The 25,176-nt window shown below is 59.5% G+C and carries 25 protein-coding genes; 5 read left to right on the plus strand and 20 right to left on the minus strand.

Annotated features, from left to right (window positions below; all coding sequences use genetic code 11):
• Positions 1 to 156 precede the first annotated feature (156 nt).
• Genes sppA through TU84_RS26165 form a run of 4 tightly spaced genes read right to left on the minus strand, consistent with a single transcriptional unit; the run spans position 157 to position 3,113 of the window.
• Positions 157 to 1,146: a signal peptide peptidase SppA gene (gene sppA / locus TU84_RS23890; protein WP_048373614.1), complete on the minus strand. Its 990-nt coding sequence runs from the start codon at positions 1,144 to 1,146 to the stop codon at positions 157 to 159.
• Between the two features lie 20 nt (positions 1,147 to 1,166).
• Positions 1,167 to 1,829: an HAD-IA family hydrolase gene (locus TU84_RS23895; RefSeq protein WP_048373616.1), complete on the minus strand. Its 663-nt coding sequence runs from the start codon at positions 1,827 to 1,829 to the stop codon at positions 1,167 to 1,169.
• Entirely contained in the window at positions 1,819 to 2,775 is a 957-nt protein-coding gene (rluC, locus tag TU84_RS23900; protein WP_048373618.1) for a 23S rRNA pseudouridine(955/2504/2580) synthase RluC, read from the minus strand. Before rluC ends, TU84_RS23895 begins: the two co-directional genes overlap by 11 nt.
• Before the next feature lie 38 nt (positions 2,776 to 2,813).
• Positions 2,814 to 3,113, minus strand: a complete 300-nt coding sequence (locus TU84_RS26165) for a hypothetical protein (protein ID WP_148070699.1) — start codon at positions 3,111 to 3,113, stop codon at positions 2,814 to 2,816.
• 373 nt (positions 3,114 to 3,486) lie between these two features.
• Between TU84_RS26165 and rne the strand changes: the two genes are divergently transcribed.
• A complete protein-coding gene (gene rne / locus TU84_RS23905) occupies positions 3,487 to 6,717 on the plus strand; it encodes a ribonuclease E (protein ID WP_048373619.1) in 3,231 nt (1,076 codons plus the stop codon).
• A 67-nt stretch (positions 6,718 to 6,784) separates the two neighbouring features.
• Here rne and TU84_RS23910 read toward each other — a convergent pair whose 3' ends face one another.
• The 9 genes from TU84_RS23910 to TU84_RS23950 all read right to left on the minus strand — a co-directional run bounded on the left by TU84_RS23910 (position 6,785) and on the right by TU84_RS23950 (position 14,249).
• Complete coding sequence (locus TU84_RS23910; protein WP_048389051.1) at positions 6,785 to 7,396, minus strand: transglycosylase SLT domain-containing protein; 612 nt, start codon at positions 7,394 to 7,396, stop codon at positions 6,785 to 6,787.
• 79 nt (positions 7,397 to 7,475) lie between these two features.
• Positions 7,476 to 8,495: a UDP-N-acetylmuramate dehydrogenase gene (murB, locus tag TU84_RS23915; protein WP_048373621.1), complete on the minus strand. Its 1,020-nt coding sequence runs from the start codon at positions 8,493 to 8,495 to the stop codon at positions 7,476 to 7,478.
• Positions 8,492 to 8,956 carry a low molecular weight protein-tyrosine-phosphatase gene (locus TU84_RS23920; protein ID WP_048373623.1) on the minus strand — a complete coding sequence of 155 codons (465 nt, stop codon included), beginning with the start codon at positions 8,954 to 8,956 and terminating at the stop codon, positions 8,492 to 8,494. The genes murB and TU84_RS23920 overlap by 4 nt, the downstream gene beginning before the upstream one ends.
• Complete coding sequence (gene kdsB, locus TU84_RS23925) at positions 8,956 to 9,720, minus strand: 3-deoxy-manno-octulosonate cytidylyltransferase (protein ID WP_048373625.1); 765 nt, start codon at positions 9,718 to 9,720, stop codon at positions 8,956 to 8,958. The genes TU84_RS23920 and kdsB overlap by 1 nt, the downstream gene beginning before the upstream one ends.
• Positions 9,717 to 9,902, minus strand: coding sequence for a Trm112 family protein (locus TU84_RS23930; protein WP_003442540.1), 186 nt, complete (start codon positions 9,900 to 9,902; stop codon positions 9,717 to 9,719). The genes kdsB and TU84_RS23930 overlap by 4 nt, the downstream gene beginning before the upstream one ends.
• 26 nt (positions 9,903 to 9,928) lie before the next feature.
• The gene (gene lpxK, locus TU84_RS23935; RefSeq protein WP_048373629.1) at positions 9,929 to 10,924 is read right to left on the minus strand and encodes a tetraacyldisaccharide 4'-kinase; all 996 of its coding nucleotides are present in this window, start codon (positions 10,922 to 10,924) and stop codon (positions 9,929 to 9,931) included.
• Entirely contained in the window at positions 10,924 to 11,352 is a 429-nt protein-coding gene (locus TU84_RS23940; RefSeq protein ID WP_048373632.1) for an ExbD/TolR family protein, read from the minus strand. Before TU84_RS23940 ends, lpxK begins: the two co-directional genes overlap by 1 nt.
• The gene (locus TU84_RS23945) at positions 11,349 to 11,984 is read right to left on the minus strand and encodes a MotA/TolQ/ExbB proton channel family protein (RefSeq protein ID WP_048373695.1); all 636 of its coding nucleotides are present in this window, start codon (positions 11,982 to 11,984) and stop codon (positions 11,349 to 11,351) included. The genes TU84_RS23940 and TU84_RS23945 overlap by 4 nt, the downstream gene beginning before the upstream one ends.
• 48 nt (positions 11,985 to 12,032) lie before the next feature.
• On the minus strand, positions 12,033 to 14,249 hold the full coding sequence (locus TU84_RS23950) for a DNA internalization-related competence protein ComEC/Rec2 (protein WP_048373634.1): 2,217 nt from the start codon (positions 14,247 to 14,249) through the stop codon (positions 12,033 to 12,035).
• Between the two features lie 134 nt (positions 14,250 to 14,383).
• Between TU84_RS23950 and TU84_RS23955 the strand changes: the two genes are divergently transcribed.
• Complete coding sequence (locus tag TU84_RS23955; protein ID WP_048373636.1) at positions 14,384 to 14,905, plus strand: DUF2062 domain-containing protein; 522 nt, start codon at positions 14,384 to 14,386, stop codon at positions 14,903 to 14,905.
• A gap of 98 nt (positions 14,906 to 15,003) precedes the next feature.
• Here the strand turns inward: TU84_RS23955 and TU84_RS23960 are convergent, their stop codons facing one another.
• The 3 genes from TU84_RS23960 to TU84_RS23970 form a co-directional block, all read right to left on the minus strand.
• Complete coding sequence (locus tag TU84_RS23960; protein ID WP_048373638.1) at positions 15,004 to 15,783, minus strand: ABC transporter permease; 780 nt, start codon at positions 15,781 to 15,783, stop codon at positions 15,004 to 15,006.
• Positions 15,780 to 16,712: an ABC transporter ATP-binding protein gene (locus TU84_RS23965; RefSeq protein WP_048373640.1), complete on the minus strand. Its 933-nt coding sequence runs from the start codon at positions 16,710 to 16,712 to the stop codon at positions 15,780 to 15,782. Before TU84_RS23965 ends, TU84_RS23960 begins: the two co-directional genes overlap by 4 nt.
• Before the next feature lie 146 nt (positions 16,713 to 16,858).
• Complete coding sequence (locus tag TU84_RS23970) at positions 16,859 to 17,482, minus strand: glutathione S-transferase (protein WP_048373641.1); 624 nt, start codon at positions 17,480 to 17,482, stop codon at positions 16,859 to 16,861.
• 150 nt (positions 17,483 to 17,632) lie between these two features.
• Between TU84_RS23970 and TU84_RS23975 the strand changes: the two genes are divergently transcribed.
• Both TU84_RS23975 and TU84_RS23980 read left to right on the plus strand, forming a co-directional pair.
• Positions 17,633 to 20,080: an acyl-CoA dehydrogenase gene (locus TU84_RS23975; RefSeq protein WP_048373643.1), complete on the plus strand. Its 2,448-nt coding sequence runs from the start codon at positions 17,633 to 17,635 to the stop codon at positions 20,078 to 20,080.
• A gap of 62 nt (positions 20,081 to 20,142) precedes the next feature.
• Positions 20,143 to 20,559: a PA2817 family protein gene (locus tag TU84_RS23980; RefSeq protein WP_048373645.1), complete on the plus strand. Its 417-nt coding sequence runs from the start codon at positions 20,143 to 20,145 to the stop codon at positions 20,557 to 20,559.
• 31 nt (positions 20,560 to 20,590) lie between these two features.
• Here TU84_RS23980 and TU84_RS23985 read toward each other — a convergent pair whose 3' ends face one another.
• On the minus strand, positions 20,591 to 21,538 hold the full coding sequence (locus tag TU84_RS23985) for a LysR family transcriptional regulator (protein ID WP_048373698.1): 948 nt from the start codon (positions 21,536 to 21,538) through the stop codon (positions 20,591 to 20,593).
• An 88-nt stretch (positions 21,539 to 21,626) separates the two neighbouring features.
• Here TU84_RS23985 and TU84_RS23990 point away from each other — a divergent pair, with 88 nt between their 5' ends.
• Entirely contained in the window at positions 21,627 to 22,247 is a 621-nt protein-coding gene (locus TU84_RS23990) for a serine-tRNA(Ala) deacylase AlaX (protein ID WP_048373647.1), read from the plus strand.
• Between the two features lie 130 nt (positions 22,248 to 22,377).
• Here the strand turns inward: TU84_RS23990 and TU84_RS23995 are convergent, their stop codons facing one another.
• The 3 genes from TU84_RS23995 to TU84_RS24005 are packed head-to-tail and all read right to left on the minus strand — an operon-like array spanning position 22,378 to position 25,102.
• Entirely contained in the window at positions 22,378 to 23,211 is an 834-nt protein-coding gene (locus tag TU84_RS23995; protein ID WP_048373700.1) for a quaternary amine ABC transporter ATP-binding protein, read from the minus strand.
• Positions 23,204 to 24,058 (minus strand): ABC transporter permease, encoded by an 855-nt coding sequence (locus TU84_RS24000; protein WP_048373649.1) that lies wholly within the window; start codon positions 24,056 to 24,058, stop codon positions 23,204 to 23,206. Before TU84_RS24000 ends, TU84_RS23995 begins: the two co-directional genes overlap by 8 nt.
• A gap of 21 nt (positions 24,059 to 24,079) precedes the next feature.
• Positions 24,080 to 25,102, minus strand: coding sequence for an ABC transporter substrate-binding protein (locus TU84_RS24005; RefSeq protein ID WP_048373651.1), 1,023 nt, complete (start codon positions 25,100 to 25,102; stop codon positions 24,080 to 24,082).
• Between the last annotated feature and the right edge of the window lie 74 nt (positions 25,103 to 25,176).

The raw sequence follows: 25,176 nt of genomic DNA on the forward strand, positions 1-25,176 counted from the left end.
GCGCCGCAGTATGTTTTGCCCCATCGGCGACCTGATCGGTGGTTCCCGCGAGCAGTGAAGCAGCGCCCAGCAAAATATCCGACCCGAAAATAAAGATGCCAGTCAGCTTAACTGACTGGCATTAGCCATTCAGGCCGGTTTTTTGGTGCTTAACGATCAGCGCAGTGTCGGGCCTTGAAAGCCCATCCACATGGCCAGTTTCTCAGCCACGCCGGCACCCAGCTTTTTCGAGAAGCGATCAAGTGCCGATTCTTGCACAGTGAAGTCGACCAGCTCTTTTTCACCGATCACATCACGCGCCACCGAACTGGCACTGCCCAAGCCGTCGATCAGCCCCAGCGGCAAGGCTTGCTGCCCGGTCCAGACCAGACCAGAGAACAACTCAGGGTGATCTTTGTCCTTCAAGCGATCGCCACGCCCTTGCTTGACGCTGGCAATGAACTGCTCATGGGTAACGTTCAGCACACCCTGCCAAAACTTGGTTTCATCCGGCTTTTCAGGCTCGAACGGATCAAGAAAAGCCTTGTGCTCACCCGAAGTGTAGGCGCGACGCTGAACCCCCAGCTTTTCCATCGCCCCAACAAAGCCAAAACCTGCCGCCGTCACACCGATCGAACCCACCAGGCTCGCCTTGTCGGCATAGATTTCATCGGCCGCACTGGCAATGTAATACGCACCCGAAGCACCCAGATCAGAGATCACCGCATACACCTTGGTGTCCGGATGCAGGCCACGCAAACGACGTATCTCGTCGTACACATAACCCGATTGCACCGGGCTGCCGCCAGGGCTGTTAATACGCAACACCACACCTTTGACCTTGGGATCATCAAATGCAGCGCGCAAGCTGGTGATCAGGTTATCGGCGCTGGCAGCTTCTTTATCTGCAATCACGCCCTGCACATCAATCAGCGCGGTATAACCGGCGCCCTTGGTTGCACTGCGCTCCATGTCCATCAGCGGCGTAAACAAAAACAGCATCGCAATCAGATACAAGAAAGTCAGCGACTTGAAAAAGATGCCCCAGCGGCGCGCGCGACGCTGCTCCTGCACACCCGCCAACAAAGTCTTTTCCAGCAGCTTCCAGCTTTTATCATCACCGACTGTCGGCTCGCCTTCAGCAGGCGCCTTCCATTGATCAACCATGCTCTACCCCTGCAAAGACTTTATTTAACCTGCCGACCTAGCCAGGTACGCAATTCGGGAAACTTATCAATTGCCAGGCGCGGTTCAAACGTCAGCAAACGTTCCACTGGTTGAGCACCATAGCTCACCGCAACCGAGTCGATACCGGCATTGCGCGCCATCAGCAGGTCAAAGGACGCATCCCCGACCATCAACGCCTGGCTCGGCGGCACATCGCAATGGGCGAGGATCTGATTGAGCATCAAAGGGTTCGGCTTGCTGGCGGTTTCGTCTGCCGCCCGGGTAACGTCGAAAAAGCGCTCCCAACCATGCACCTTCAGCACACGATCAAGACCGCGACGGGCCTTGCCCGTCGCAACGGCCAAACGGTAGCCGTCAGCCCGGAACGCCTCAAGGGTGTCAGCCACCCCTGCAAACAACGGTGAAGGCTGCTCATCCATGGCGATATAGACGTCAGCGTAATGCTGACGAAAAACAACCATTTCTGGCTCAGCCATGTCCGGATAAAGCGTCAGGATGGCCTCGGGCAAACCCAAGCCGATGATCCCGCGAATGGACGCTTCATCGCGTTCAGGACGACCTGTGCGCTGCGCGGCGACTCGCATCGCCATGACAATCCGCCCCACGGAATCAGCCAGCGTGCCATCCCAATCGAAGATCAGCAGCTTGTACTCACTCAGCACTCAGACGCTCCACTGTTTTGGCCCACATGTCATCAACCGGAGCCTGTAACTTCAATTCGCCACCGTCCGGTAGCGGCACGGTCAGCATGTAGGCATGCAAGAACAAACGCTTGCCGCCCAGATCACGAATTTCTTTAGAGAAGTCTTCATCGCCATACTTGGTGTCACCGGCAATGCAATGCCCCGCATGCAGCGTGTGCACGCGAATCTGGTGGGTACGCCCGGTGATCGGCTTGGCCTCGACCATGGTGGCAAAGTCGCCGAAACGGCGCAGCACCTTGAACACGGTCACAGATTCCTTGCCCTCCTCGTTCACCTCGACCATGCGCTCGCCCGAACGCAGATTGCTCTTCATCAGCGGCGCACGCACCTGCTTGATCGAGGTTTCCCAGCGCCCACGCACCAGCGCCATGTAGCGCTTGTCGATACCGTCGCCGCGCAAGGCTTCGTGCAAATGGCGCAACATGCTGCGCTTTTTCGCAATCATCAGCAGGCCGGAAGTATCACGGTCCAGGCGATGCACAAGCTCAAGCTCTTTGATTTCCGGACGCAACTGACGAAAGGCTTCAATCACGCCAAAATTCAAGCCGCTGCCGCCGTGCACCGCAATACCAGCGGGTTTATTGAGCACAATCAGCGCCTTGTCTTCGTAGACAATGGCCGCTTCAAGGCGCTGTAACAAACCTTGCGCCACTGGCACAGGCTCATCGCGCTCAGGCACCCGAACGGGTGGCACGCGCACAATATCGCCCGCCTGCAGCTTGTACTCAGGCTTGATCCGACCCTTGTTCACGCGCACTTCGCCTTTACGCAAAATGCGGTAAATCAAGGTCTTGGGAACACCCTTGAGCCGTGTGAGGAGGAAATTATCGATGCGTTGGCCGGCATATTCCGGCGTGACCTCAAGCAGCTGAACGCTGGGGGTCGGGGGGGTAGTCGTCGTCATGGCGCGGATGATAACAATTTTTTATGGAATTGAAGCACTTAATCATTACTGCTATAGTCGCGAACGCCGCCAAAAGCGGCCTGGACAGCGGTATAACGGTGAATAACCGACCCTGACCAACGCTCTTCACGAGGACGGAAGGCCGTCCTACGGGGCTTTTGCTGCATACGGAACACTTGGAGTTGTAACAAGCGCAGGTGACATGAGGCCTGAAGCGAGCCTGGAAAGCAGAGTGCAAACTCGCCTTTTACGCCGATATTCACGGCCAGTTCACAAAGTGCAGTCAGCTTCGGGTTTTTCGAGCGATTGTTTCGGAAACCATCGCCTTTATTAGCCATGATGCGTGAACTCCCCTTTTGGAGAACACGGTAAATGCCAACCCGCTGCGGATTCTGCGCGCGGCAGCACCCGAATTATCAAGGATACGTGTAGGGTGGAGATGCACAACCGCCGGACTGTGTAGCAATAGGCTTTATCAAGACGCTTCATCTCGTCCACAGCCGCTGGTTGATTCCTCCTCCTGACTGAGTGCTTATTAAGTCACCACAGCAAGCAGGAAGCGTAAGTCGCGACTTCGCCCCCATTGGTCGAACCTCGCTGGACACTGGAGTGGCCAACTACTCCTGACGCACCTGACACCGACCATGAGAAGTCGTGTGTGCCGAACGCCGTTTCCGGTAGCCCGGAAACCGACGGTACAACATGAAAAGAATGCTGATTAACGCAACTCAACCCGAAGAGTTGCGCGTTGCACTGGTAGATGGCCAACGCCTCTACGACCTGGACATTGAGTCCGGTGCCCGCGAGCAAAAGAAAGCCAACATTTATAAAGGCCGTATTACTCGCATCGAACCCAGCCTTGAGGCTGCCTTTGTCGATTTCGGCTCTGAGCGCCACGGCTTCCTGCCCCTTAAAGAAATCTCCCGCGAGTACTTCAAGAAAGCCCCTGAAGGCCGCGTAAACATCAAGGACGTCCTGAGCGAAGGCCAGGAAGTTATCGTGCAAGTCGAAAAAGAAGAACGCGGCAACAAGGGCGCAGCCCTGACCACGTTCATCAGCCTCGCTGGCCGTTACCTGGTCCTGATGCCGAACAACCCGCGTGCTGGCGGCATTTCCCGTCGCATCGAAGGCGAAGAGCGCAACGAACTGCGCGAGGCCCTGAACGGCCTGATCGCCCCTGCCGACATGGGCTTGATCGTGCGCACTGCAGGCCTGGGCCGCAGCAGCGAAGAAATGCAGTGGGACCTCGATTACCTGCTGCAACTGTGGACCGCCATCAAAGAAGCCTCGCTGGATCGCTCCGCGCCGTTCCTGATCTACCAGGAAAGCAACGTCATCATCCGCGCCATCCGCGACTACCTGCGCCAGGACATCGGCGAAGTGCTGATCGACAGCGTTGAAGCCCAGGACGAAGCCCTGACCTTCATTCGCCAGGTGATGCCGCAGTACGCCAGCAAAATCAAACTCTACGAAGACAGCGTTCCGCTGTTCAATCGTTTCCAGATCGAAAGCCAGATCGAGACCGCTTTCCAGCGCGTCGTCGAACTGCCTTCCGGCGGCTCCATCGTTATCGACCCGACCGAAGCCCTGGTGTCCATCGACATCAACTCGGCGCGCGCCACCAAAGGCAGCGATATCGAAGAAACCGCCCTGCAAACCAACCTTGAAGCGGCTGAAGAAATCGCCCGTCAGTTGCGCCTGCGCGACATCGGCGGTCTGATCGTCATCGACTTCATCGACATGACCCCAGCCAAAAACCAGCGCGCCGTGGAAGAAAAAGTCCGCGAGTGCCTGGAAGCCGACCGCGCCCGCGTACAAGTAGGCCGCATCTCGCGCTTTGGCTTGCTGGAAATGTCCCGTCAGCGCCTGCGTCCATCCCTGGGCGAAAGCAGCGGCATCGTATGCCCGCGTTGCAACGGCACCGGCATCATCCGTGATGTTGAGTCGCTGTCGCTGGCGATCCTGCGCCTGATCGAAGAAGAAGCCCTGAAAGACCGCACTGCCGAAGTTCGCGCCCAGGTGCCGATCCCGGTTGCAGCGTTCCTGCTCAACGAAAAACGCAACTCGATCACCAAGATCGAACTGCGCACCCGCGCACGCATCATCATCCTGCCGAACGATCACCTCGAAACGCCGCACTTCGAAGTTCAGCGCCTGCGTGATGACAGCCCGGAAGCCAACAACAACCAGTCCAGCTACGAAATTGCTGCCGCTGCTGCCGAAGTGGAAGAAGTCCAGCCAGCCGCTGCGACCCGCACCCTGGTTCGTCAGGAAGCTGCCGTTAAAACTGCACCGGCCCGCGCCTCGGCTCCAGTACCGACCGAAGCAGCCGCACCGGTTGCCGCACCGGCAGCAAAAGCCGCCGAGCCAAGCCTGTTCAAAGGCCTGGTGAAGTCGCTGGTTAACCTGTTCGCTGCCAAGGAAGAGCCTGCTGCGCCTGCCGTGGTAGAAAAACCGGCGGCTACCGAGCGCCCTGCGCGCAACGAAGAGCGTCGCAATGGCCGCCAGCAAAACCGTAACCGCAACGGTCGCCGTGACGAAGAGCGCAAGCCACGTGAAGAGCGTGCTCCGCGCGAAGAACGCGCACCTCGTGAAGAACGCGCCCCGCGCGAACTGCGTGAGCCGCGTGAAGAAGCCCCAACCGTAACCACCGCTCGCGAAGAACGTGCACCGCGTCCGCCACGTGAAGAGCGCGCACCTCGCCCACCACGTGAAGAACGCAAGCCACGCGGCGAGCGTGAAGAGCGTGTTCGCGAACTGCGCGAGCCTCTGGACGCTGCCCCGGCAGTGGCTGCAGCTGCTGCCGTTGTCGCGACCGAAGAAGAACGTCCGGCCCGTGCGCCGCGCGAAGAGCGTCAGCCTCGCGCACCACGTGAAGAACGTGCACCACGCGAAACCCAGGCTCCAGCACCGGCTGCTGAAGACGAAGAAGTCGCGACCAACGAAGAGCAGGCGCAGGACGACAACCAGGACAACAACGAGGGTGATCGCCCACGTCGTCGCTCCCGTGGTCAGCGTCGTCGCAGCAACCGCCGTGAACGTCAACGCGATGCCAACGGCAACGTGATTGAAGGCTCGGAAGAAAACAGCGAAGAAGCCACCGCCGAAAACGCTGCTGCCGCACCTCAAGTCGCTGCCGAGCAAGTCGCAGAACAACAAGCCGCTCACACCCAGGCCATCAGCGCTCCTGCTGAAGCCCAGGCCAACGAGCAAGCTGAACGTGCCACCCAAGCCGTTCAGGAATCGGCACCCGCCGAAACCGTGGCAGCGGTAGAAGCGCAAACCACTGAAGTGGCCATCGTGCCAACCCCAGCGGTTGAAGCGCCGGTTGTTGAGAAGCCAGTGGTTGAAGCCCCGGTTGTTGAAACGCCTGTTGTTGAAGCAACTGCACCGGTTGAAGCGATCAAGGCACCAGAAGTTGAAGTGCCAGCAGTGCAGGCTGAACCTGAAGTCAAGGCAGCTGCCGAGCCTGCTCCGGTTGTCGAAACACCGGTCATTGCCGCGCCAGAGCCTGTGGTTGAAGCCGTTGTCGAAGCCCCGGCAGTAGAAGCGCCACGCGAAGAAGCGCCGGTAATCGAGACACCAGTTGTCGAGAAAGCGCCTGAGCACGTCAAGGAAGCCCGTGTTGTCCGCGAGCCAGTTGCCGAGCCTGCCATTGTCGAGGCCGCTCCAGCGCCAGTCGCTGAGCCAGTGGCTGAAGTGGTTGTGGCTGAAGCAGCCGTCGTCGAGACAGCCGTTGTGGCACAACCGGCTCCGGTTGAAGTGGTCGAAACCACTGAAGTGGTTGAAGTGGTAGCTGCAGCGCCGGTTGTCAGCGCACCGAGCAACGGTCGTGCACCTAACGACCCGCGTGAAGTACGCCGCCGCAAGCGTGAAGCTGAAGCAGCCGCCGCGAAAGCAGCAGCCACGGAACAGGAACACGAGTCTAAACCCCTCGCCTAATTCTGCCGGCCACTAAAAAGCCCCGCCAGTTCTGAACTGGCGGGGCTTTTTTTATTCTGTTGTGCAATCAAAAAAACCAGAACGAGCGGCGCTCTTTCTCCAGTTCGTCGCGGCACTGCGCAAGTTGCGCGCCATAGGTTTGCGATTGCTGCTGAACCTTGCGCGCCACCTGCATCAACCAGGGTTTGCCACGGTAGGTGTTACGGGTAAAACCGCCGCGCCCCTCGTGATACGCCAAGTACTGGTTATAGGCATCCCACTTGGAAATCCCCAGCTGACGCTGAGTACCTGCGGTATACCAGCCGATAAACATGATGGCGTCAGCATAGTTGTCCCGCGAACCTGAGCGACCCATCGCCCGCTCAAAGTCTTTCCAGGCGGGCGGCTGGGCCTGTGCATAACCATAGGACGGGCTGACCCTACCCCACGGGATTACCCACAGCAGGTAGGCGCGCGGCGGAAGTGCGTCGGCCACAAAGCTGCTTTCCTGCTTCATGATCGCCATGGCCACGTTGGGCGGCGTGCCCCATTGTGTCTGCATCGCCACCGAATCCTTGTACCAGGCCGGGTATTGGCGATAGATGTTGCACAGGTTGTTTTGGTCCCTTGGCGGGGCCGTCATGCAGCCGGTCAACGTCACCAAGGTTATCGCTAACGCACACGCGGGTAGTTGCTTCATGACTCGTCCAGACCTGAAAAACAGTGGGATACACACCAAGCCTGCGTGGGCGTGAAATCAGCCAGCGAGACTGCCGCCCTTAATACACGTTGGGTTCCATCTCAAGTTGCACCGCAAAACGCTCCTGGATATCGGCCTGAATGCGTTGCGCCAGGGCCAGCAACTGCAAGCCGGTGGCCGCGCCATAGTTCACCAGCACCAGGGACTGCAAGCGATGCACACCGGCATCCGCCTCGCGAAAGCCTTTCCAGCCTGCGGCTTCAATCAACCAGCCTGCCGCCAGTTTGACCTGGCCATCGGCCTGTGGATAACCGATCAGTCCCGGGTGGGCGAGCTTCAACTCGTCCGCCTGCTGTGCCGACACCAGCGGGTTTTTAAAGAAGCTGCCAGCATTGCCCAGCACCGCAGGGTCTGGCAGTTTTTCGCTGCGAATGCTGCTGATGGCCCGGCTTACATCTCTGGCCGTGGGCTGCTCAACGCCCTGCTCGCTTAAACGCTGGCGCACCGGGCCGTATTCCAAATGCAGACGCTCAGCGCGGTTAAGAGCAAAACGCACGCGTAAAATCAACCAGCGGCCCGGCTGCTGCTTGAACACGCTGTCGCGGTAGCCAAACTCGCACTCGGCCAGGCTGAACTCGCGCAACTCGCCGGTATGGCGGTCCAGGGCTGTCAGACCCTCGAACACGTCCTTGATCTCGACGCCATACGCGCCAATGTTTTGCATCGGTGCGGCGCCCACGGTGCCGGGGATCAAACTGAGGTTTTCCAGGCCGGATAACCCTTGCTCCAATGTCCACAGCACAAAAGCGTGCCAGACCTCCCCCGCCTCGGCCTCGACGACGGTGCGCTGGCCATCGTCGGCAAGCACCCGAATACCGCGACTGGCCATGCGCAGCACCAGGGCGTGAACATCGCCGGTGAGCAACAGATTGCTGCCGCCGCCAATCACCAGCAACGGCAGTTGTTGCTCGGCCGAATAGTGCAGGGCTTCACGCACATCACTGTCGGTATGCGCTTCGGCCAACAGGCTGGCACGCGCCTCCACGCCGAAACTGTTGAATGACTTCAGTGACGCATCAACCTGCAACTGCAAACTCATAAACGGCCCTTCAATTCAATCACCAGCAAATCGCACGCACGCTCAACCAGGTCGAGCACTTCCTCAAAGCCCTGTTCGCCATCGTAATAAGGGTCCGGGACTTCATCCTTGACCGCTGCATAACGACGCAAGAACAAATCCAGCTCAGCCTTGGCGCCTGCTGGCTGCAAGGCGCTGAGGTCACGCAAATTGCTCTTGTCCATCGCCAGAATCAGGTCATAGCGATTGAAGTCGGCAGCACTGACTTGCTGCGCACGTTGCGCCGACAAGTCATAGCCGCGGCGCTTGGCCGCCCGCTGGCTGCGCACGTCCGGCGCTTCGCCCGCGTGCCAGCCCCCCGTCCCGGCAGAGGCTACCTCGATGCGCTTAGCCAAGCCGGCGTCACGCAGCTTTTGGCGCAACACGCCTTCTGCGGTGGGTGAGCGACAAATATTGCCCAGGCACACAAACAGGACGCGCATTAACCCTCCAGCAAACGCCGAACGCGCTCAAGGTCTTCAGGAGTATCGACACCGGCTGGCGGCGCCTCAAGCACATCACCGACGTGGATTCGCACGCCGTGCCACAGGGCACGCAACTGCTCAAGACGCTCGGTATTCTCGAGCCAGCATGGGCCCCAGTTAACGAAGTCCTGGAGGAAACCGGCACGGTAGGCGTAGATGCCAATGTGGCGACGGTACGGCACACCGGCAGGCAATGCGTTGGGCTGTTGGGCGAATTCATCCCGTGCCCACGGCAAGGTGGCACGGCTGAACGTCAGGGCCAGGCCATTGATATCGCTGACCACCTTGACCACGTTTGGGTTGAACAACTGCTCCACGTCTGCAATCGGCTCAGCCAGTGTGGAGATGCCCGCCTCGGCGTGGGCGGCCAGGTTCGCGGCCACTTGATCAATCAATGCAGGCGGGATCAACGGCTCGTCACCCTGGACGTTGACCACGATGGCATCGCTGGCCAGGCCCAACTGTGCGGCAACTTCGGCCAGACGGTCAGTGCCGGACTCGTGGTCTGCGCGGGTCAAGACCACCTCGGCGCCAAACGCCTGGCAGACCTCAACAATGCGCGCATCGTCGGTGGCGACTACCACACGCTGGGCGCTGCTTTTACGGGCTTGCTCCCAGACGTGCTGGACCATCGGCTTGCCCGCGATCATTTGCAGCGGCTTGCCTGGCAAACGCGTCGAGGCAAACCGCGACGGAATTACCACGGTAAAGGTCGGGGTCATTTATCCAGGCGCTCGTCGGTGCTCAGGGTACGGGCTTCGGTTTCCAGCATGACCGGAATGCCATCGCGAATCGGGTAGGCAAGGCCTGCGCCCTTGCTGATCAGTTCAGTTTTGTCGGCGCTGAGTTTGAGCGGGCCTTTGCACACTGGGCAAGCGAGGATATCGAGCAGTTTGGTGTCCATAGGAATTCCCGAAAAGTAAAAATGAGTTAGGGCAAAAGACGCTTTAGCTGTTGGTCAAACCAAAGGACAAAGGCCTCTGATGGAACCGCGTCGACCGCCAGATACCACCAGTCGGGTGACGCAAAGTCGCGGCATTTCACAGCGTCCTTTTCAGTCATGACCACGGGCAGCGGCGGCGTAAAATTCAAGACCTCGGCACTGTACGGCGCATGGTCAGCGAAAGCATGGGTGATTGGCCGCCAGTGTAGCGCTTCAAGGGTGGTGAAGAAACGCTGCGGGTTACCGATCCCGGCCACCGCGTGCAGCGCTTGGCCAGACGGGAAAAAGTCCAGCGCCTGACGCTCGCCGCTGCGCAGATTGATCAACGCCGTGGGCTGCAATTTAAAGGCAAAACCCGGCTGCGGATCGTGTTCGGCGCCGTTATACAGCACCGCGTCTACGCTCTGTAAGCGCTCGGCGGGTTCGCGCAATGGCCCGGCGGGCAGGCAATGGCCGTTGCCCAAGCCTCTGGCATTGTCGATCAGCACCAATTCCAGATCACGGGCCAGCCGGTAATGCTGCAAGCCGTCATCCGAGAGGATCAGATCCAGCGGTTCGCTGTCGAGCAAGGCTTTGACTGCACGGCTGCGGTCAGGGTCGATCATCAGCGGCACGCCGGTACGCTGCACGATCAATAGCGGCTCATCACCGGCCTGCGCCGCAGGTTGCTCCGCGGTCACACGCCAAGGCAACTGTGGCGGCTTGGCGCCATAGCCACGGCTGACCACGCCCACCCGCAGGCCATTGCGCTGGCAATGCTCGATCAACCACAGGATCAACGGCGTTTTGCCGGTGCCGCCCACGGTGATATTGCCAACCACCACCAGCGGCACCGGGGCGCGATAGATCTCGCCCTCGCCCGCCACAAAACGCGCGCGCTTGCGCTCAACCACACGGCGATACAGGCATTCCAGCGGGCTCAGCAATTTGAGCAGCGGGTGCCCGGTGTACCAGGCACGCAACAAACGATCAGACAGGGCCATCAGGGGGTCGCCTGCGACTCAACGGTGGTCATGCGCAAATGGCTGAAGCCGAGCTTGCCGGCGGCATCCATTGCCGTAATCACGAACTGGTGCTGGGCCTTGCCGTCAGCACTGATCGACACCGGCAGGTTGGTGTCGCCGCCCGAGGCTGTACGCAGTGCGTCCATCAGGCTTGCCAGATCGTTTTTCGGCAGCAACTGGTTGTTGACCGAAAACACCCCGTCGGCGCTGATGGCGATGTCCAGCAGCTTGGTGTTCTGATCTTCGGTGGGGGCGCCGCTGACCGACTCGGGCAGGTCGACGCGCAGTTGGGTCTCGCGGGTGAACGTGGTGGTGACCACAAAAAACAGCAGCAGGATAAACACCACGTCGATCAGCGACGCGAGGTTGATGTCGACCGTTTCCCGTGGCTTGCGGCGAAATTTCACGCTTTGCTCCCGACCATGTCGACTTCGCGGTCGCCCTGCACCACTTCAACCAGCTTGATCGCTTCCTGCTCCATGCCAACCACCAACTCGTCGACCCGGCGCTGCAGGAACCGGTGGAAGAACACCGAAGGAATCCCCACCATCAGGCCCGCCGCAGTGGTGATCAAGGCCTTGGAAATCCCGCCCGCGAGCACCGCCGCGTTGGTGGTCATGCCGGTGCCCATAAAAGCGCTGAAAATATCGATCATGCCCAACACCGTGCCCAACAGGCCCAGTAAGGGCGCCATCGCAGCAATCGTGCCCAAGGCGTTGAGGTAGCGTTCCAGCTCGTGGATAACCCGGGCAGCGGCTTCTTCAATGCACTCTTTCATGATCTCGCGACCATGCTTAGAGTTGGCCAGGCCAGCCGCCAAAATTTCACCGAGCGGGGAGTCAGCGCGCAGTTGCTTGAGTTTTTCTTTGTCCAGCTGTTTGTCCTTGATCCAGACCCACACCTGCCCAAGCAAGTGCGGCGGGGTCACGCGGCTGGCGCGCAGGGTCCACAGGCGCTCGACAATAATGCCCAGCGCGGCAACAGAACTCAGAATGATCGGCAGCATCATCCAGCCGCCGGATTTGACCAGTTCCCACACAGTGACAATCCCCTCGAAAAAGTGCGCCACTTTACCACAAGGTCGACGTTAATCCCGCCAGAACCGCCGCTGCTCGCGCAGGCTTTCAGCCACCCCGAAGGTGCCCAGCCGAAAGCGTACGGCACCGTGTTCGGCGCTGTCCCAGATCCCCATGCCCAGCGCCTTGTAGCGCGCCATCACCTGCGGGTGCGGATGCCCAAAGGTATTGCCATGCCCTCTGGAGATCAACACCGCCGAAGGTGACAGGTTTTTTAGAAAGACCATCGAGGACGAGGTGCGGCTACCGTGGTGCGGCGCCTGCAACCAGTGCGTGGGCACCGCCAGAGGGCTGTTGAGAAAAGCTCGCTCGGCGTCGATATTGATATCACCGGTCAACAGCAACCGTTCGTCGCTGGCTTCGATCTGCAACACGCACGAACGCTGATTACCGTCGGTCGCGCCGTCCCATTGCCACAATGCAAACTTCACCCCGTCCCATTCCCAGCGCTCGCCGCTGTTACAAGGCTTGGCCTGAAGCTGTTCGGCCAATAGCGGCACATCACCGCTGACCACCCGTTTAACCTTCATGGCCCGCTGTACCGCCAGCGCACCGCCCGCGTGATCCGAATCGGCGTGGCTGATCAGCATCATGTCCAGCGTACCGATGCCCATCGCTTGCAGTGCCGGGACCACCACGCGCTCGCCCTGGTCAAGGTTGCGCACTTTTGGCCCAGCGTCATATAGCAGCGTGTGATGGCGGGTTCGCACGATGATTGCCAGGCCTTGACCGACATCCAGTTGCAACACCTCTGCCTGGCCCGGCGGGACAAACGTTTGCGGGGCAAACACCGCCAGCAGCACCAGCGGCCAGCCCAGTGGCCTCAGCACCATCCCGGCAGGCAGCAACAGCAGCAAGGCACCGAGCGCCGCCAGCAGCCAGACACTGATCGGCACGCTGGCAGGCAACCAGGGCGACAGCGTCCCGACCAGCCCTGTCAGCCCCCAAATCAAGCCATTGAGCAAGCCGCCCGCCACCCACAGCAACCCTTCACCGACCCAGGGCACCGGCAGCAACACAGTGCCCAGCAACGCCGCAGGCAACACCAACAGGCTAATCCACGGCACCGCCACCAGATTGGCCAGCGGGCCAGACAGGCTGATGGGCAACCCGAGAATCCACAGCATCGGGAACAAACCAATCGCGATCAAGCCTTGCGGGCGCAGCCATGCCGCTCGCCAGCTCCACGGGCCCAAGCGTGAACTAAAGGTAAAAATCAGCACCGCAACGGCGGCGAACGAGAGCCAAAACCCCGCCATCAAGCTGGCCAGCGGTTCAATGATCAGCACCGCGTTGAGCGCCAGCAAAAAGGGCAGCCACACACCCAAGTGGCGAAACCGCAGGCGCCATATCAACACCAGCCCGAGCATGGCGCAGGCCCGCTGTACCGGCACCTCAAAACCGGCCAGCAAGCCGTAACCCAGCGCTCCGGCAAAAGCCAGGCCGCACGCCCAAGGCAACCACGGCAGCCGTCGTGGCCACAGACCGTAACGCGCCAACAAGGCCACCAGACCATAAATCAGCCCGGCAAACAGGCCAATGTGCTGCCCCGAGATCACCAGTAAATGCACCGTGCCGGTCGCTTGCAGCAGCTTCCAGTCATCAGCGCTTAACCCTGAACCGTCGCCCATCACCAATGCAGCCAGCCATGGCGCCCGGCCATTAGCCTCGACTTGCAATAACTGCTGGCGCAAGCCATCGCGCCAGGCATGCCGGGCGGGGGCTAATAACTGGCCATCCTTGATCGTGCCCGTGGCGCCAATACGCTGGGCCAACAGCCAGGCCTGATAATCAAAGCCACGGGGGTTAAGCAGCCCTTTGGGCCGTTTGAGAGTGACCGCCAGTCGCCAACGCTCGCCGCTATTGACCGGCGGCCCGCCGTACCAGCTCAAGCGCAAGGTAGAGGGCAATGTGGCGTGTCGCGAATAAGCATCACGCACTTCAAAACGCACCACCGCGTCGGACTGCTGAGGCAAACCGACCACCCGCCCCTCGACCCATAACGTGCGGCCATCCAGTGCAGGCGACAGCCGATCATCAAGCGCCGATTGCCCTTGCACACAGGCCCAGCTCAACCCAAGCAGAAAAAGCCCCGCCGGATAAACCCGCACCACCAACAGCAGCAGCCCCGCACCCAGCATCAACAGCACCCACTCAAGGGCGGGTATTGCCGGTAAAAAGCGCAGCACGATCAAGCCCGAAGCCAGCGCTAACAATCCCGAGTACATAACCTGATCCGCAGTAATTCCTGCCCTCGGATTAGCCGGGTTTTATCGTCGCATCCTAAAAAATTGTCACAAAGTCTGAAGAGTCGACCTGCAAAATGTGGGCATACTGCCTCCCTGTTCCAAGCGAGAAGCCCATGCCACGGCGTTCAATCAAACGTTTCATGCCAGATCCGGCGCGCATCAAGGAACACAAATCCTTACGGTTCTTGGGCTCACTGCTGCATGACCCCAACCTCTGGCACCTCAATCGTCACTCTGTCGCCCGGGCGATGGCGGTGGGTCTGTTTGCTGCTTTTATCCCCATGCCCTTTCAAATGCTCCTGGCCGCCTGCCTGGCGATCATGGTGCGCAGCAATATGCCGATTTCGGTCAGCCTGGTCTGGCTGACCAACCCGATCACCATGCCGCCGATTTTTTACTGCACCTATGTGCTGGGCGCATGGCTGATGGACGTTCCGGCCCGCAGCATGCCTGATGAACTCACGTGGGCGTGGATCAGCAGCCAGCTCTCGACCGTGTGGCAGCCGTTTTTATTGGGTTCGGTGGTGTGTGGAGTGGTACTGGGCGGGATGGGTTACTGCTTGACCATGGTGTATTGGCGCTGGTGGGTCAGCCGGCAGTGGAAGCGGCGCAAGCAACAGCGCAAGGCTTTGTAAAACGTGCCTTGCACCTTTGTGTAGGAGCGGGCTTGCCTCGCGATCTTTTGATCTTGAAAAGATCGCGAGACAAGCTCGCTCCTACAGGGGTGTGAAAGCTACTGGCGCATGCCGCGGCCGCTGACCAGCAGTTTGGCGCAGGCGAAGTACAACACCACGGTTGCGACGACCATAAAGGTCAGCGCCACGCTGATTTTGATGTCCGATACGCCGAGGATCCCGTAGCGGAAGGCGTTGACCATGTGCAGCACCGGGTTGGCCAAGGACACGCTCTGCCAAAACGGTGGCAACAGGGTAATCGAGTAGAACACCCCGCCCAGGTAGGTCAGCGGCGTCAGCACAAACGTCGGGATGATCGAGATATCGTCGAAGTTGCGCGCAAATACGGCGTTGATAAAGCCCGACAACGAGAAGATCGTCGCGGTCAGCACCACCACCACAATGGTCAGGAGCAGGTGATGCACCTGCAAGTGGGTGAAGAACAGTGACAGCAAGGTCACGATCAAGCCCACCATCAAGCCGCGCAAGATACCGCCCACGGTGAAGCCGATCAGAATGGTGTGGGGCGACACCGGAGACACCATCAGTTCTTCAATCGAACGCTGGAACTTGGCACCAAAGAAGCTCGATACCACGTTGCCGTAGGAGTTGGTGATCACCGACATCATGATCAGGCCCGGCACGATGTACTCCATATAGGTGAAACCACCCATATCACCGATTTGCCGACCAATCAGGTTACCGAAGATCACAAAGTACAAGACCATGGTGATCGCTGGCGGCAGCAGGGTTTGCGGCCAGATGCGCATGAAACGGCGCACTTCACGGTAAATGATGGTGTTCAACGCCACCAGGTTGGGACGCAGTTCTGAACTCATACGGCCACCTTTGCCAGGTTTTTCTCGACCAGCGACACAAACAACTCCTCAAGGCGGTTGGTTTTATTGCGCAGGCTCACCACTTCGATGTTTTGCGCGGCCAGTTGGGTGAACAAACCGGTAATGCCCACGGCTTTGTCGACTTGTACTTCCAGGGTGCTGCCATCGAGCAACAGGCTCGGGTAGCCGATGAGGTGCGGGGTAGACGCCAGCGGATGCTTCAGATCGAGGACAAAGGTCTCGACGTGCAGTTGCCCGAGCAACTGGCGCATGCTGGTGTTTTCGACGATGGTGCCGTGGTCGATGATGCCGATGTTGCGGCACAACTGCTCAGCCTCTTCCAGGTAATGGGTGGTGAGGATGATGGTGGTGCCCTGCTCGTTCAGCTCAGTGAGGAAGGTCCACATCGAGCGGCGCAGTTCAATGTCCACACCGGCAGTCGGTTCGTCGAGGATCAACAGGCGCGGCTCATGCACCAGCGCCCGGGCGATCATCAGTCGACGCTTCATACCGCCCGACAACGAACGCGAAGGGGTGTCGCGCTTGTCCCAAAGCCCCAACTGCGTCAGGTACTTTTCGGCACGTTCCTTGGCGATTTTGGCCGGAATACCGTAGTACCCCGCCTGAGTCACGACGATGTCGAAGGTCTTTTCAAACTGGTTGAAGTTGAACTCTTGCGGCACCACCCCGATGCTGCGCTTGAGCGCGGCGGGGTTGCGGTCCAGGTCATGGCCGAAGACATTCACCGTGCCGCTGGTTTTGTTCACCAACGTGGAAAGAATGCCGATGGTCGTGGATTTGCCGGCACCGTTAGGGCCCAGCAAAGCGAAAAAGTCACCTTCAGCAACGTCCAGATCGATACCACTCAGGGCCTGGAAACCGTTGCCGTAGGTTTTGGTTAGCTGCCGTATGGACAGAGCGGAACTCATATCGGATTACGCACCAAGATGGGAATAAGAGGGATGACTCAATAAGGGCGAACTGTCTGTAAGACAAGTCCGACAAAGCCAATGAACAGGTGCCATGGTGCTTGGCCTTGTCGCACAAGTACAGTCGCCCGTATTAATAGTGGCTATTAAGTCAACGCAGTCATCACCGCATTCCGGTAGGCAGGGCGCAGTTTGAGGCGCTCATACCAGGCCTCCAGGTGCGGCATTGACGGGCGTTCGATGGGCATTTCAAACCAGGCGTAAATAAACGACCCCAGCGGGATGTCACCCATGCCGATTTCATCACCCGAGAGGTAAGGCTTTTCGGCCAGCGCCTGGTCGGGAATGACCAGCAGCTCGGCGCAGGTCTTGATCGAGGCGTTGATTTTCACCCAGTCCTGCTGCTCGGCCGGGGTGCGCAAAATCCCCCAGAACACATCGCGAAAAGCACCGGCAAACGACGAGGTGGTCCAGTCCATCCACTTGTCTGCCTGGGCGCGAACGCGATTGTCATCCTGATACCAGGACGTGTCCGAGCCGTATTCGGCGGACAGATAGCGCACAATCACGTTGGATTCCCACAACACAAACCCACCGTCTTCCAGCATTGGCACACGGCCATTGGGGTTCAGCGCCCGGTATTCCGGGCTGTCGACCACACCAAACGCACCGCCCGCCTCTGCACGCTCATACTCAAGCGCCAACTCTTCAATACACCACAACACTTTCCTGACATTCGACGAATTCTTGCGACCCCACACTTTCAGCATGATGAAACTCCTGATTGATAGACGCCGGGGCAGTCTACGCCGTGAAGCTGAACTGTGCCTCCCGCACAAGGTCACTATTGGACGACCTTGCTCAAGAGTTGCGACTAAGCTCACAAGGGTGCGCCCCCCTGGCTCCATGGAGGATTGGATATGCTGTTGTTGTGGATAGTGGTTTTGATCGTAGGCGTTGCCTGGCTGGCCCACCGGCGCGTCTCCCCGCTCACGGCGATTGCCGTGGTAGCGATTTACCTGCTGATCATGGACTTCTTCAGCCATGCGCCGATCTGGGTGCTGGTGCTCTTGTGGGTGTTGCTGGCAGCGCCAGCGGCCTTGCTGCTACTGCCTGACCTGCGCCGCAAACGCTTTACGGCGCCGCTGTTCAGCTGGTTCCAGAAAGTCCTGCCGCCCATGTCGCAAACCGAGCGTGATGCCATCGACGCTGGCACCGTGTGGTGGGACGGCCAGTTGTTCAGCGGACGCCCCGACTGGAACCAGTTGCTGGCCTACCCCAAAGCCCAACTGACCGAAGAAGAGCAGGCGTTTATCGACGGCCCCACCGAAGAACTCTGTGCGATGGTCACCGACTGGCAGATCGGTCAGGCCATGGACTTGCCGCCAGAAGCCTGGGCGCACATTAAGGAGCACGGCTTTTTCGCCCTGATCATCCCCAAATCGTTCGGCGGCAAGGGCTTCTCGGCCTACGCCCACTCGCAAGTCGCCATGAAACTCGCCACTCGCAGCGGCGATCTGGCCTCGACGGTGATGGTGCCCAACTCCCTCGGCCCGGCCGAACTGTTGCTGCACTACGGCACCGAAGAACAGCAAAACCATTACCTGCCGCGTCTGGCGCGTGGCGATGACATCCCGTGTTTTGCCCTCACCGGCCCGCTGGCGGGCTCCGACGCCGGGGCGATGCCCGACACTGGGATCATTTGCAAAGGCCAATGGCAAGGTGAAGAAGTCATCGGCCTGCGCCTGAACTGGGAAAAACGCTACATCACCCTCGGCCCTGTCGCCACCCTGCTCGGCCTGGCGTTCAAGGCCCATGACCCGGAGCACTTGCTGGGCGACAAGGAAGATCTGGGCATCAGTTTGGCGTTGATCCCCACCGACACCCCCGGCGTTGAAATCGGTCGTCGGCATTTGCCGCTGGGCGCCGCGTTCATGAACGGCCCCAACTCAGGCAAGGATGTGTTTATCCCCCTGAGCTACCTGATTGGTGGCCAGGAAATGCTCGGCAAAGGCTGGATGATGTTGATGAACTGCCTGTCGGTCGGGCGTTCGATTTCGCTGCCAGCGGTCGGCACCGGCGCCGCCAAGTTCACCAGCCTGGTGACCGGGCAATACGCCCAGGTGCGCGAGCAGTTCAACGTGCCACTGGCGGCCTTTGAAGGCATTCAAGAAGCCCTCGCGCGTATCGGCGGCAATGCCTGGCTGATGGACAGCGCCCGCATGCTCACCGCCAATGCGGTGGACCTGGGTGAAAAACCATCGGTGCTGTCAGCGATTCTCAAGTACCACCTGACCGAGCGCGGCCGCGAGTGCATCAGCCATGCCATGGACGTGCACGGCGGCAAGGGCATCATCATGGGGCCCAATAACTATCTGGGCCGTAACTGGCAGGGCGCGCCGATTTTCATCACTGTTGAAGGGGCCAATATCCTGTCGCGCAACCTGATGATCTTTGGCCAGGGCGCCATTCGCTGCCATCCGTTTGTGCTCAAGGAAATGGCCCTGGCCGGGCGTGAAGACCGCGAACAGGCCCTGATCGAGTTTGATGGCCTGCTGCTCAAGCACATCGGTTTTGCCGTCAGCAACTTCGCCAGCACCCTGGTGTTGAACCTGGGCCTGGGGCGCTTCGAGCACGCGCCCGGCAACACCCTCAGCCAAGGTTACTTCCGCGCTTTGAACCGTCAGGCAGCGGCTTTTGCGATGCTCGCTGACCTGAGCATGATGCTGCTGGGCGGCGAGCTTAAGCGCCGCGAGCGTTTGTCTGCGCGCCTGGGTGACGTGCTGAGCCATATGTACCTGGCCTCGGCAGCACTCAAGCGTTACCACGACCTGGACTCCCCCGAGCACCTCAACCCGTTGTTCAAGTGGGCCATGGAAGAAAGCCTCGGGCATTCGGAACGGGCGCTGGACGAGATCCTGAAAAACTTCCCGAGCCGACCATTGGGCTTTCTGTTGCGCGGCGTGGTGTTCCCGTTTGGTCGTCGCCATACCGGGCCTTCTGATGCGCTGGATGCTGAAGTCGCGGCAGTACTGGGCCGGGCCAAAGGCGATCCGACACTCGAAGCGGTGCTTGCCGGCTGCTACCGCCCGCAATCTGCCGATGACGCGGTGGGCGCGTTGCAACATGCCGCGGATTTGCTCAAAGCCGCTCACCCGCTGCACAAAAAGCTCCACGACGCGCTGAAAAGTGGCCAGTTCAAACCGGTACCCGGCGAGCCGTCCATCGATTCAGCGTTGCACGCGGGCATCTTGCAACCGGCCGAAGCCGAAACCCTGCGCGCCGCTGAAGCCGCACGGCGCAAGGTGATTGATGTGGATGACTTCGCCAAAGACGAACTCACCCACAGCGAAGGAAAGATTCGCTAGCAGGACAGCGGGCGCGCAGAGCTTTATACTCTCGCGCCCGTTTTGCTCTAGAGGACTCCACCATGGCCACTAATGACCTCAACCACAATCTCGCCCTGCTCGATATGCTGCGCAGCATCCTGGTTGCCGTCGGTGACGCCGAGCAAATCCCGGAAGAAAGCCATGCGCTGTTTATTGAACGCTTCGACGAGATGAAAGCCGGTCTGTTGACCGATTTTGATGAAAGCCAATACCTGGGCCAGGACATTCTCTGCCAGGTGATCGAACGCTACCCGCAAATCGCCCACGTGGTACCGCGTGACCTGTTGTGGTTCTTCGGCGGTTCCTGCTTCAACTTCCTCGCCGATGAAGAGTTGGACATGTATGAGGCGCTGGAAGAACGCCGCTTTGAAGCCGAAGAAAACGGCGAGCCGTTCGACTGGAATCAGGAAAAGCAGTTCATGGCGCTGCCGACCGACGCAGACAGCCCGCAGCACTGATTGGCACACTGAATGCCCAAGACCCGCCCGGTTAACCGCGCGGGTCTTTTTTTGCCCCCAACGTCGGTTCTTGCGCCAGCCGCTCAACCAGAAAATCGATAAACACCCGCAGCTTGGGTGGCAGATAGCGCGTCGGGGTATGCAGCAGCCACACACCGCCGTGGTACGAGGCAATAAAATTCCAGGCCGGTAGCACCTGCACAACCTCGCCCAACTCCAGCGCCTGACGCGCCGTGAAGTAAGGCAAGCTGCCAATGCCGATGTGCTGCAACACCGCATCCAGCCGCACCCCTGTGTGGTTGGCCGCGTAACGCCCGGTGACCCCGACCGTCACCGTCTTGCTGCCTTGCTTGAATTTCCAGCGGGCATCCGCCGGGGTTTCGCCCAGATAGATACAACTGTGATGGCGCAAATCCTCCGGCTGGCGGGGCGTGCCATGTTCCGCCAGGTAGGCTGGCGTAGCGCAGAGCAAATGCTCGATCAAAAACAACTGGCGGCCCACCAGGCCCGGTGGCGGCTGGTCGGTGATACGCATGCTCAAATCCACGTTGTCGTCGATCAGGTCGACATGGCGGTCCTCCAGAATCAATTGCACATCGACCTTGGGGTAACGCCGTAAAAACTCGGGCATGTGCGGATGCACCACATAGCGCCCCACCGCCTTGGGCACGCTGACGCGAATCAGCCCTTCAGCCTCCTGGCTGTAGCGACCACTGAGGTCCATGACCGATTGCGCTGCCCCCACCACCTCCTGGCAACGCTTGAACACCTCCTCGCCCACATCACTCAGGCGCAGCTTGCGGGTGGTGCGCTGCAGCAGGCGGATCGCCAGGGCCTTTTCCAGTCGGGCGACACTGCGGCTGATGGCAGACGGCGAGGTGTCCAACTGTCGCGCAGCCTCGGAAAAATTGCCGACCTCGACCACCCTCACGAAGACCACCATTTCAGCCAGTAATGACAGCGGTAGATTTATGCTCACAGCGCACAGGTCCATTGAAAATTGGAGGGATTATCACACCCAAGGGGCGTCCCTATACTTTAAACCTAATTGTTTCAGGACTCGCCACATGACCTCACGCCTGTTTTATACCGACGACACCCTCACCGCCGACGTCGACGTACTCAGTTGCACCGCGCACGACGACGGCTTTGCCGTCATTCTCAAGGCCACACCTTTTCATCCGCAGGGCGGCGGACAGCCCAGCGACACTGGCTGGATTGGCGCCAGTGAAGTGCTCAAGGTGTTCCAGGAGCACGACCGGATTGTGCATATCGTCCAGCAGGCAGTGCCGCTGGGTACGGCGCAGGCCCACGTGGATGAGGCCCGCCGTGAGTTAAACAGCCGGCTGCATTCGATGGGGCATTTGATTGGTGTGTGCGGCGAACGCGCAGGCTGGAAGCCGATCAAGGCACACCACTGGCCGGGGGAATGCCGGGTCAGTTTTATGCCGGGTGAGAACGCTCAACCGATGCACATCGAACAGATCAAAGAACAGCTTGAGCAGTGGATCAGCGCTGACCTGCCACGGGTCATTCAGGTCAACGCCGACCAGCGCTTTATCGGCTTTGGCGAACTGCCGAGCTACCCGTGCGGCGGCACCCATGTCAGCTCGCTGAAGCAATTACACGCCGCGCCGACCTTGTCGATCAGTGAAAAGAAAGGTGTGCTTGCTGTTCGCTATCAATAGCACTCTGTGGGAGCGGGCTTGCTCGCGATGATCGTTAACAATCACGCATATTTGCCTGGTAAATGAGGCGCTCTGAAGGCCATCGCGAGCAAGCCCGCTCCCACTTGGGTCGTGTCGCTCATAAGAGGCATCACTCGATTTTCGCCCGCTGACGCTGAACAAAGCGGTTCACGTAATCGTCCGCAGGCGTGTGCAGAATCTCTTGTGGTGTGCCCACCTGCACCAACTGCCCGTCCTTGAGGATGGCAATGCGGTTGCCAATACGCAGCGCTTCGTCCAGATCATGGGTGATAAAAACGATGGTTTTTTGCAACGTGCGTTGCAGCTCCAGCAGTTGGTCCTGCATCTCGGCGCGGATCAGCGGGTCGAGGGCACTGAAGGCTTCGTCCATCAAAATGATGTCGGTGTCGGTGGCCAATGCACGGGCCAACCCCACGCGCTGGCGCATGCCACCCGAGAGCTGGTGGATAAACGCCTGCTCATAACCTTGCAAACCCACCACCGTGATCCAGTGCCGGGCGCGCTCGTTGCACTGCGCCGTGCTCTCCCCGCGCACTTTGAGGCCGTACGCCACGTTTTCCAACACGTTGCGGTGCGGCAACAGGCCAAAATTCTGGAACACCATGCTGATTTTTTGCCGCCGAAACTGGCGCAAAGTCGGCATGTCGTATTCAAGGATGTTTTCACCCTCCACCAGAATCTGCCCGCTGGTCGGGTCGATCAGGCGGTTGAAGTGACGCACCAGCGTCGACTTGCCCGACCCGGACAAACCCATGATGACGAACACTTCGCCCGCTTGAATCGACAGCGACAAGTCGTTGATGCCCACCACGCTGCCGGTTTTGGCCAGCACGTCGGCTTTGCTCTGGCCCTCCTTGATCATGGCCAGGGCTTCTTTCTCGCGCTTGCCAAACACCTTGAAGACATTGCGCACTTCGATCTTGTTGATCACAGCCTCACTCATCATTTGCCCCATGCCGTGGTCGGCCATAGGCCTGGGTTATGCGGTCGATGACCACAGCCAGAATCACAATCGCCAGCCCGGCTTCCAGGCCCTTGCCGACGTTGAGTGTCTGAATCCCCACCAGCACGTTCTCGCCCAAGCCACGGGCGCCAATCATCGACGCGATGACCACCATCGACAGCGCCATCATGGTGGTCTGGTTGATCCCTGCCATGATGCTCGGCATGGCCAACGGCAATTGCACCCCGAACAGTTGTTGCCAGGGGTTGGCCCCGAAGGCATTGATGGCTTCCATCACTTCGTGGTCAACCTGGCGCAAACCCAGATCGGTGAGACGAATCAATGGCGGCACCGCGTAGATCACCGTGGCGAAAATGGCCGGGACCTTGCCCAGACCAAACAGCATCAACACCGGGATCAGGTACACGAAGCTGGGCATGGTTTGCATGATGTCCAGCAGCGGCATCAACAGCGTGCGCAAGCGGTTGCTGCGCGCCGCCAAAATACCCAGCGGGATGCCCAGCAGCACGGAGATCACCGTGGCCACCATCACCAGCGCCAGGGTTTGCATCAGCTTGTCCCACAGCCCCACCGCGCCGACCAGAAACAACAGCCCCACGATCAGCACGCTGCTGACCACTTTGCGCGTGGCGTGCCAGGCAATCACCCCGACGATCAGCAGCATCAGCCACCACGGGGTCAGGCGCAGCAGGTTTTCAAGGCTAACGATGGCCCACAGCAAGGTGTCGGAGATGTGTCGGAACACATCCCCGTAGTTGCTGACCAGCGCATCGACCCAGGTATTGACCCAGCCGGCGATGGAAAACGTCAGATTTTCAGGAAACATGCATGGCTCGTACTCAGTGAATTATTTGGCGATAAGCGCCGCATCAACTTTTTGCGCCGCCTCGCCAGTCACCCAGCTGTGCCAGATCTGCGGCTGGTCGCGCAAAAACGCTTCGGCAGCCTGGCGCGGTTCGGTGCGTTTTTCACTCATGTCAGCCAGGGTTTTGTTCAGCAAATCGATCGGAAAATCGACCTTTTCATAGAACTCGACCAACTGCGGGTACTGGGTTTTGAACGGGGTTGATACACCAATCGCCAGTTTTGCCGGCAATGAGCGCGTGCCCTTCGGGTTAGGGTTATTGACGTCAGACAGGGTTTTCCAGGCCTCGGCATCGAAGGCCGGTTCGTCCAGTTTGATCAGTTTGTAGCGACCGATCAGCGGGGTCGGCGACCAGTAGTAGAACAGCACCGGTTTGCCACGACGGATCAACGAAGCGACTTCAGCGTCCAGTGCAGCGCTGGAGCCGGTGCGGAAGTTCACGAAGTCTTTGTCCAGGCCATAGGCCTTGAGTTTCTGGCTGTTGACGATCTCGGAGGTCCAGCCCGTCGGGCTGTTAAGGAAGCGCCCACGGCTTGGGTCTTCGGGGTCACGGAACACGTCTTTGTAGCGCTTCAAGTCGTCCACCGACTTCAAATCCGGGGCCAACGGCTTGATGCCTTTTTCCGCGTCGCCCTTGATCACGTATTCAGGCACCCACCAGCCTTCACTGGCGTTTTTGACGATGTCACCCAGCCCCGAGACTTTGCCCTCGGCTTCAGCTTTGATCCACGCGGGGCTGCGCCCGGCCCACTCCTCGCCGATCACCTGAATGTCGTTTTTAGCCAGCGCCGCCTCAAGGCTTACCGTACTGCCCGGCAAGGTATCGGTCGCCTCGCCATAGCCCTTCTCGGTCAAAATGCGCAGCACTTCGGTGATAAAGCTGCCGCTTTCCCAAGTGATGTCACCAAAGTGAATCGGGGTGTTTTTGCTGTCAGCCAGGACCGGCTGGCTCAACAATCCAAGTGCCAGCAGCGAGCCACCGAGCCATTTTTTAAGGTTGTTCATACGGATTCTCTTGTCATGGATAGGGGCAAAACTATCGGCCGCACTGACTTCAGCGTAGCCGTTGGCATCGCAGG

The organism is Pseudomonas helleri (assembly GCF_001043025.1).
Lineage (GTDB): Bacteria > Pseudomonadota > Gammaproteobacteria > Pseudomonadales > Pseudomonadaceae > Aquipseudomonas > Aquipseudomonas helleri.

Coding starts and splice junctions, on each gene's coding strand:
- sppA (WP_048373614.1), bottom strand. CDS start 1,146: ATGGTTGATCAATGGAAGGCGCCTGCTGAAGGCGAGCCGACAGTCGGT.
- rluC (WP_048373618.1), bottom strand. CDS start 2,775: ATGACGACGACTACCCCCCCGACCCCCAGCGTTCAGCTGCTTGAGGTC.
- TU84_RS26165 (WP_148070699.1), bottom strand. CDS start 3,113: ATGGCTAATAAAGGCGATGGTTTCCGAAACAATCGCTCGAAAAACCCG.
- rne (WP_048373619.1), top strand. CDS start 3,487: ATGCTGATTAACGCAACTCAACCCGAAGAGTTGCGCGTTGCACTGGTA.
- TU84_RS23910 (WP_048389051.1), bottom strand. CDS start 7,396: ATGAAGCAACTACCCGCGTGTGCGTTAGCGATAACCTTGGTGACGTTG.
- murB (WP_048373621.1), bottom strand. CDS start 8,495: ATGAGTTTGCAGTTGCAGGTTGATGCGTCACTGAAGTCATTCAACAGT.
- TU84_RS23920 (WP_048373623.1), bottom strand. CDS start 8,956: ATGCGCGTCCTGTTTGTGTGCCTGGGCAATATTTGTCGCTCACCCACC.
- kdsB (WP_048373625.1), bottom strand. CDS start 9,720: ATGACCCCGACCTTTACCGTGGTAATTCCGTCGCGGTTTGCCTCGACG.
- TU84_RS23930 (WP_003442540.1), bottom strand. CDS start 9,902: ATGGACACCAAACTGCTCGATATCCTCGCTTGCCCAGTGTGCAAAGGC.
- lpxK (WP_048373629.1), bottom strand. CDS start 10,924: ATGGCCCTGTCTGATCGTTTGTTGCGTGCCTGGTACACCGGGCACCCG.
- TU84_RS23950 (WP_048373634.1), bottom strand. CDS start 14,249: ATGTACTCGGGATTGTTAGCGCTGGCTTCGGGCTTGATCGTGCTGCGC.
- TU84_RS23955 (WP_048373636.1), top strand. CDS start 14,384: ATGCCACGGCGTTCAATCAAACGTTTCATGCCAGATCCGGCGCGCATC.
- TU84_RS23960 (WP_048373638.1), bottom strand. CDS start 15,783: ATGAGTTCAGAACTGCGTCCCAACCTGGTGGCGTTGAACACCATCATT.
- TU84_RS23965 (WP_048373640.1), bottom strand. CDS start 16,712: ATGAGTTCCGCTCTGTCCATACGGCAGCTAACCAAAACCTACGGCAAC.
- TU84_RS23970 (WP_048373641.1), bottom strand. CDS start 17,482: ATGCTGAAAGTGTGGGGTCGCAAGAATTCGTCGAATGTCAGGAAAGTG.
- TU84_RS23975 (WP_048373643.1), top strand. CDS start 17,633: ATGCTGTTGTTGTGGATAGTGGTTTTGATCGTAGGCGTTGCCTGGCTG.
- TU84_RS23980 (WP_048373645.1), top strand. CDS start 20,143: ATGGCCACTAATGACCTCAACCACAATCTCGCCCTGCTCGATATGCTG.
- TU84_RS23990 (WP_048373647.1), top strand. CDS start 21,627: ATGACCTCACGCCTGTTTTATACCGACGACACCCTCACCGCCGACGTC.
- TU84_RS23995 (WP_048373700.1), bottom strand. CDS start 23,211: ATGAGTGAGGCTGTGATCAACAAGATCGAAGTGCGCAATGTCTTCAAG.
- TU84_RS24000 (WP_048373649.1), bottom strand. CDS start 24,058: ATGTTTCCTGAAAATCTGACGTTTTCCATCGCCGGCTGGGTCAATACC.
- TU84_RS24005 (WP_048373651.1), bottom strand. CDS start 25,102: ATGAACAACCTTAAAAAATGGCTCGGTGGCTCGCTGCTGGCACTTGGA.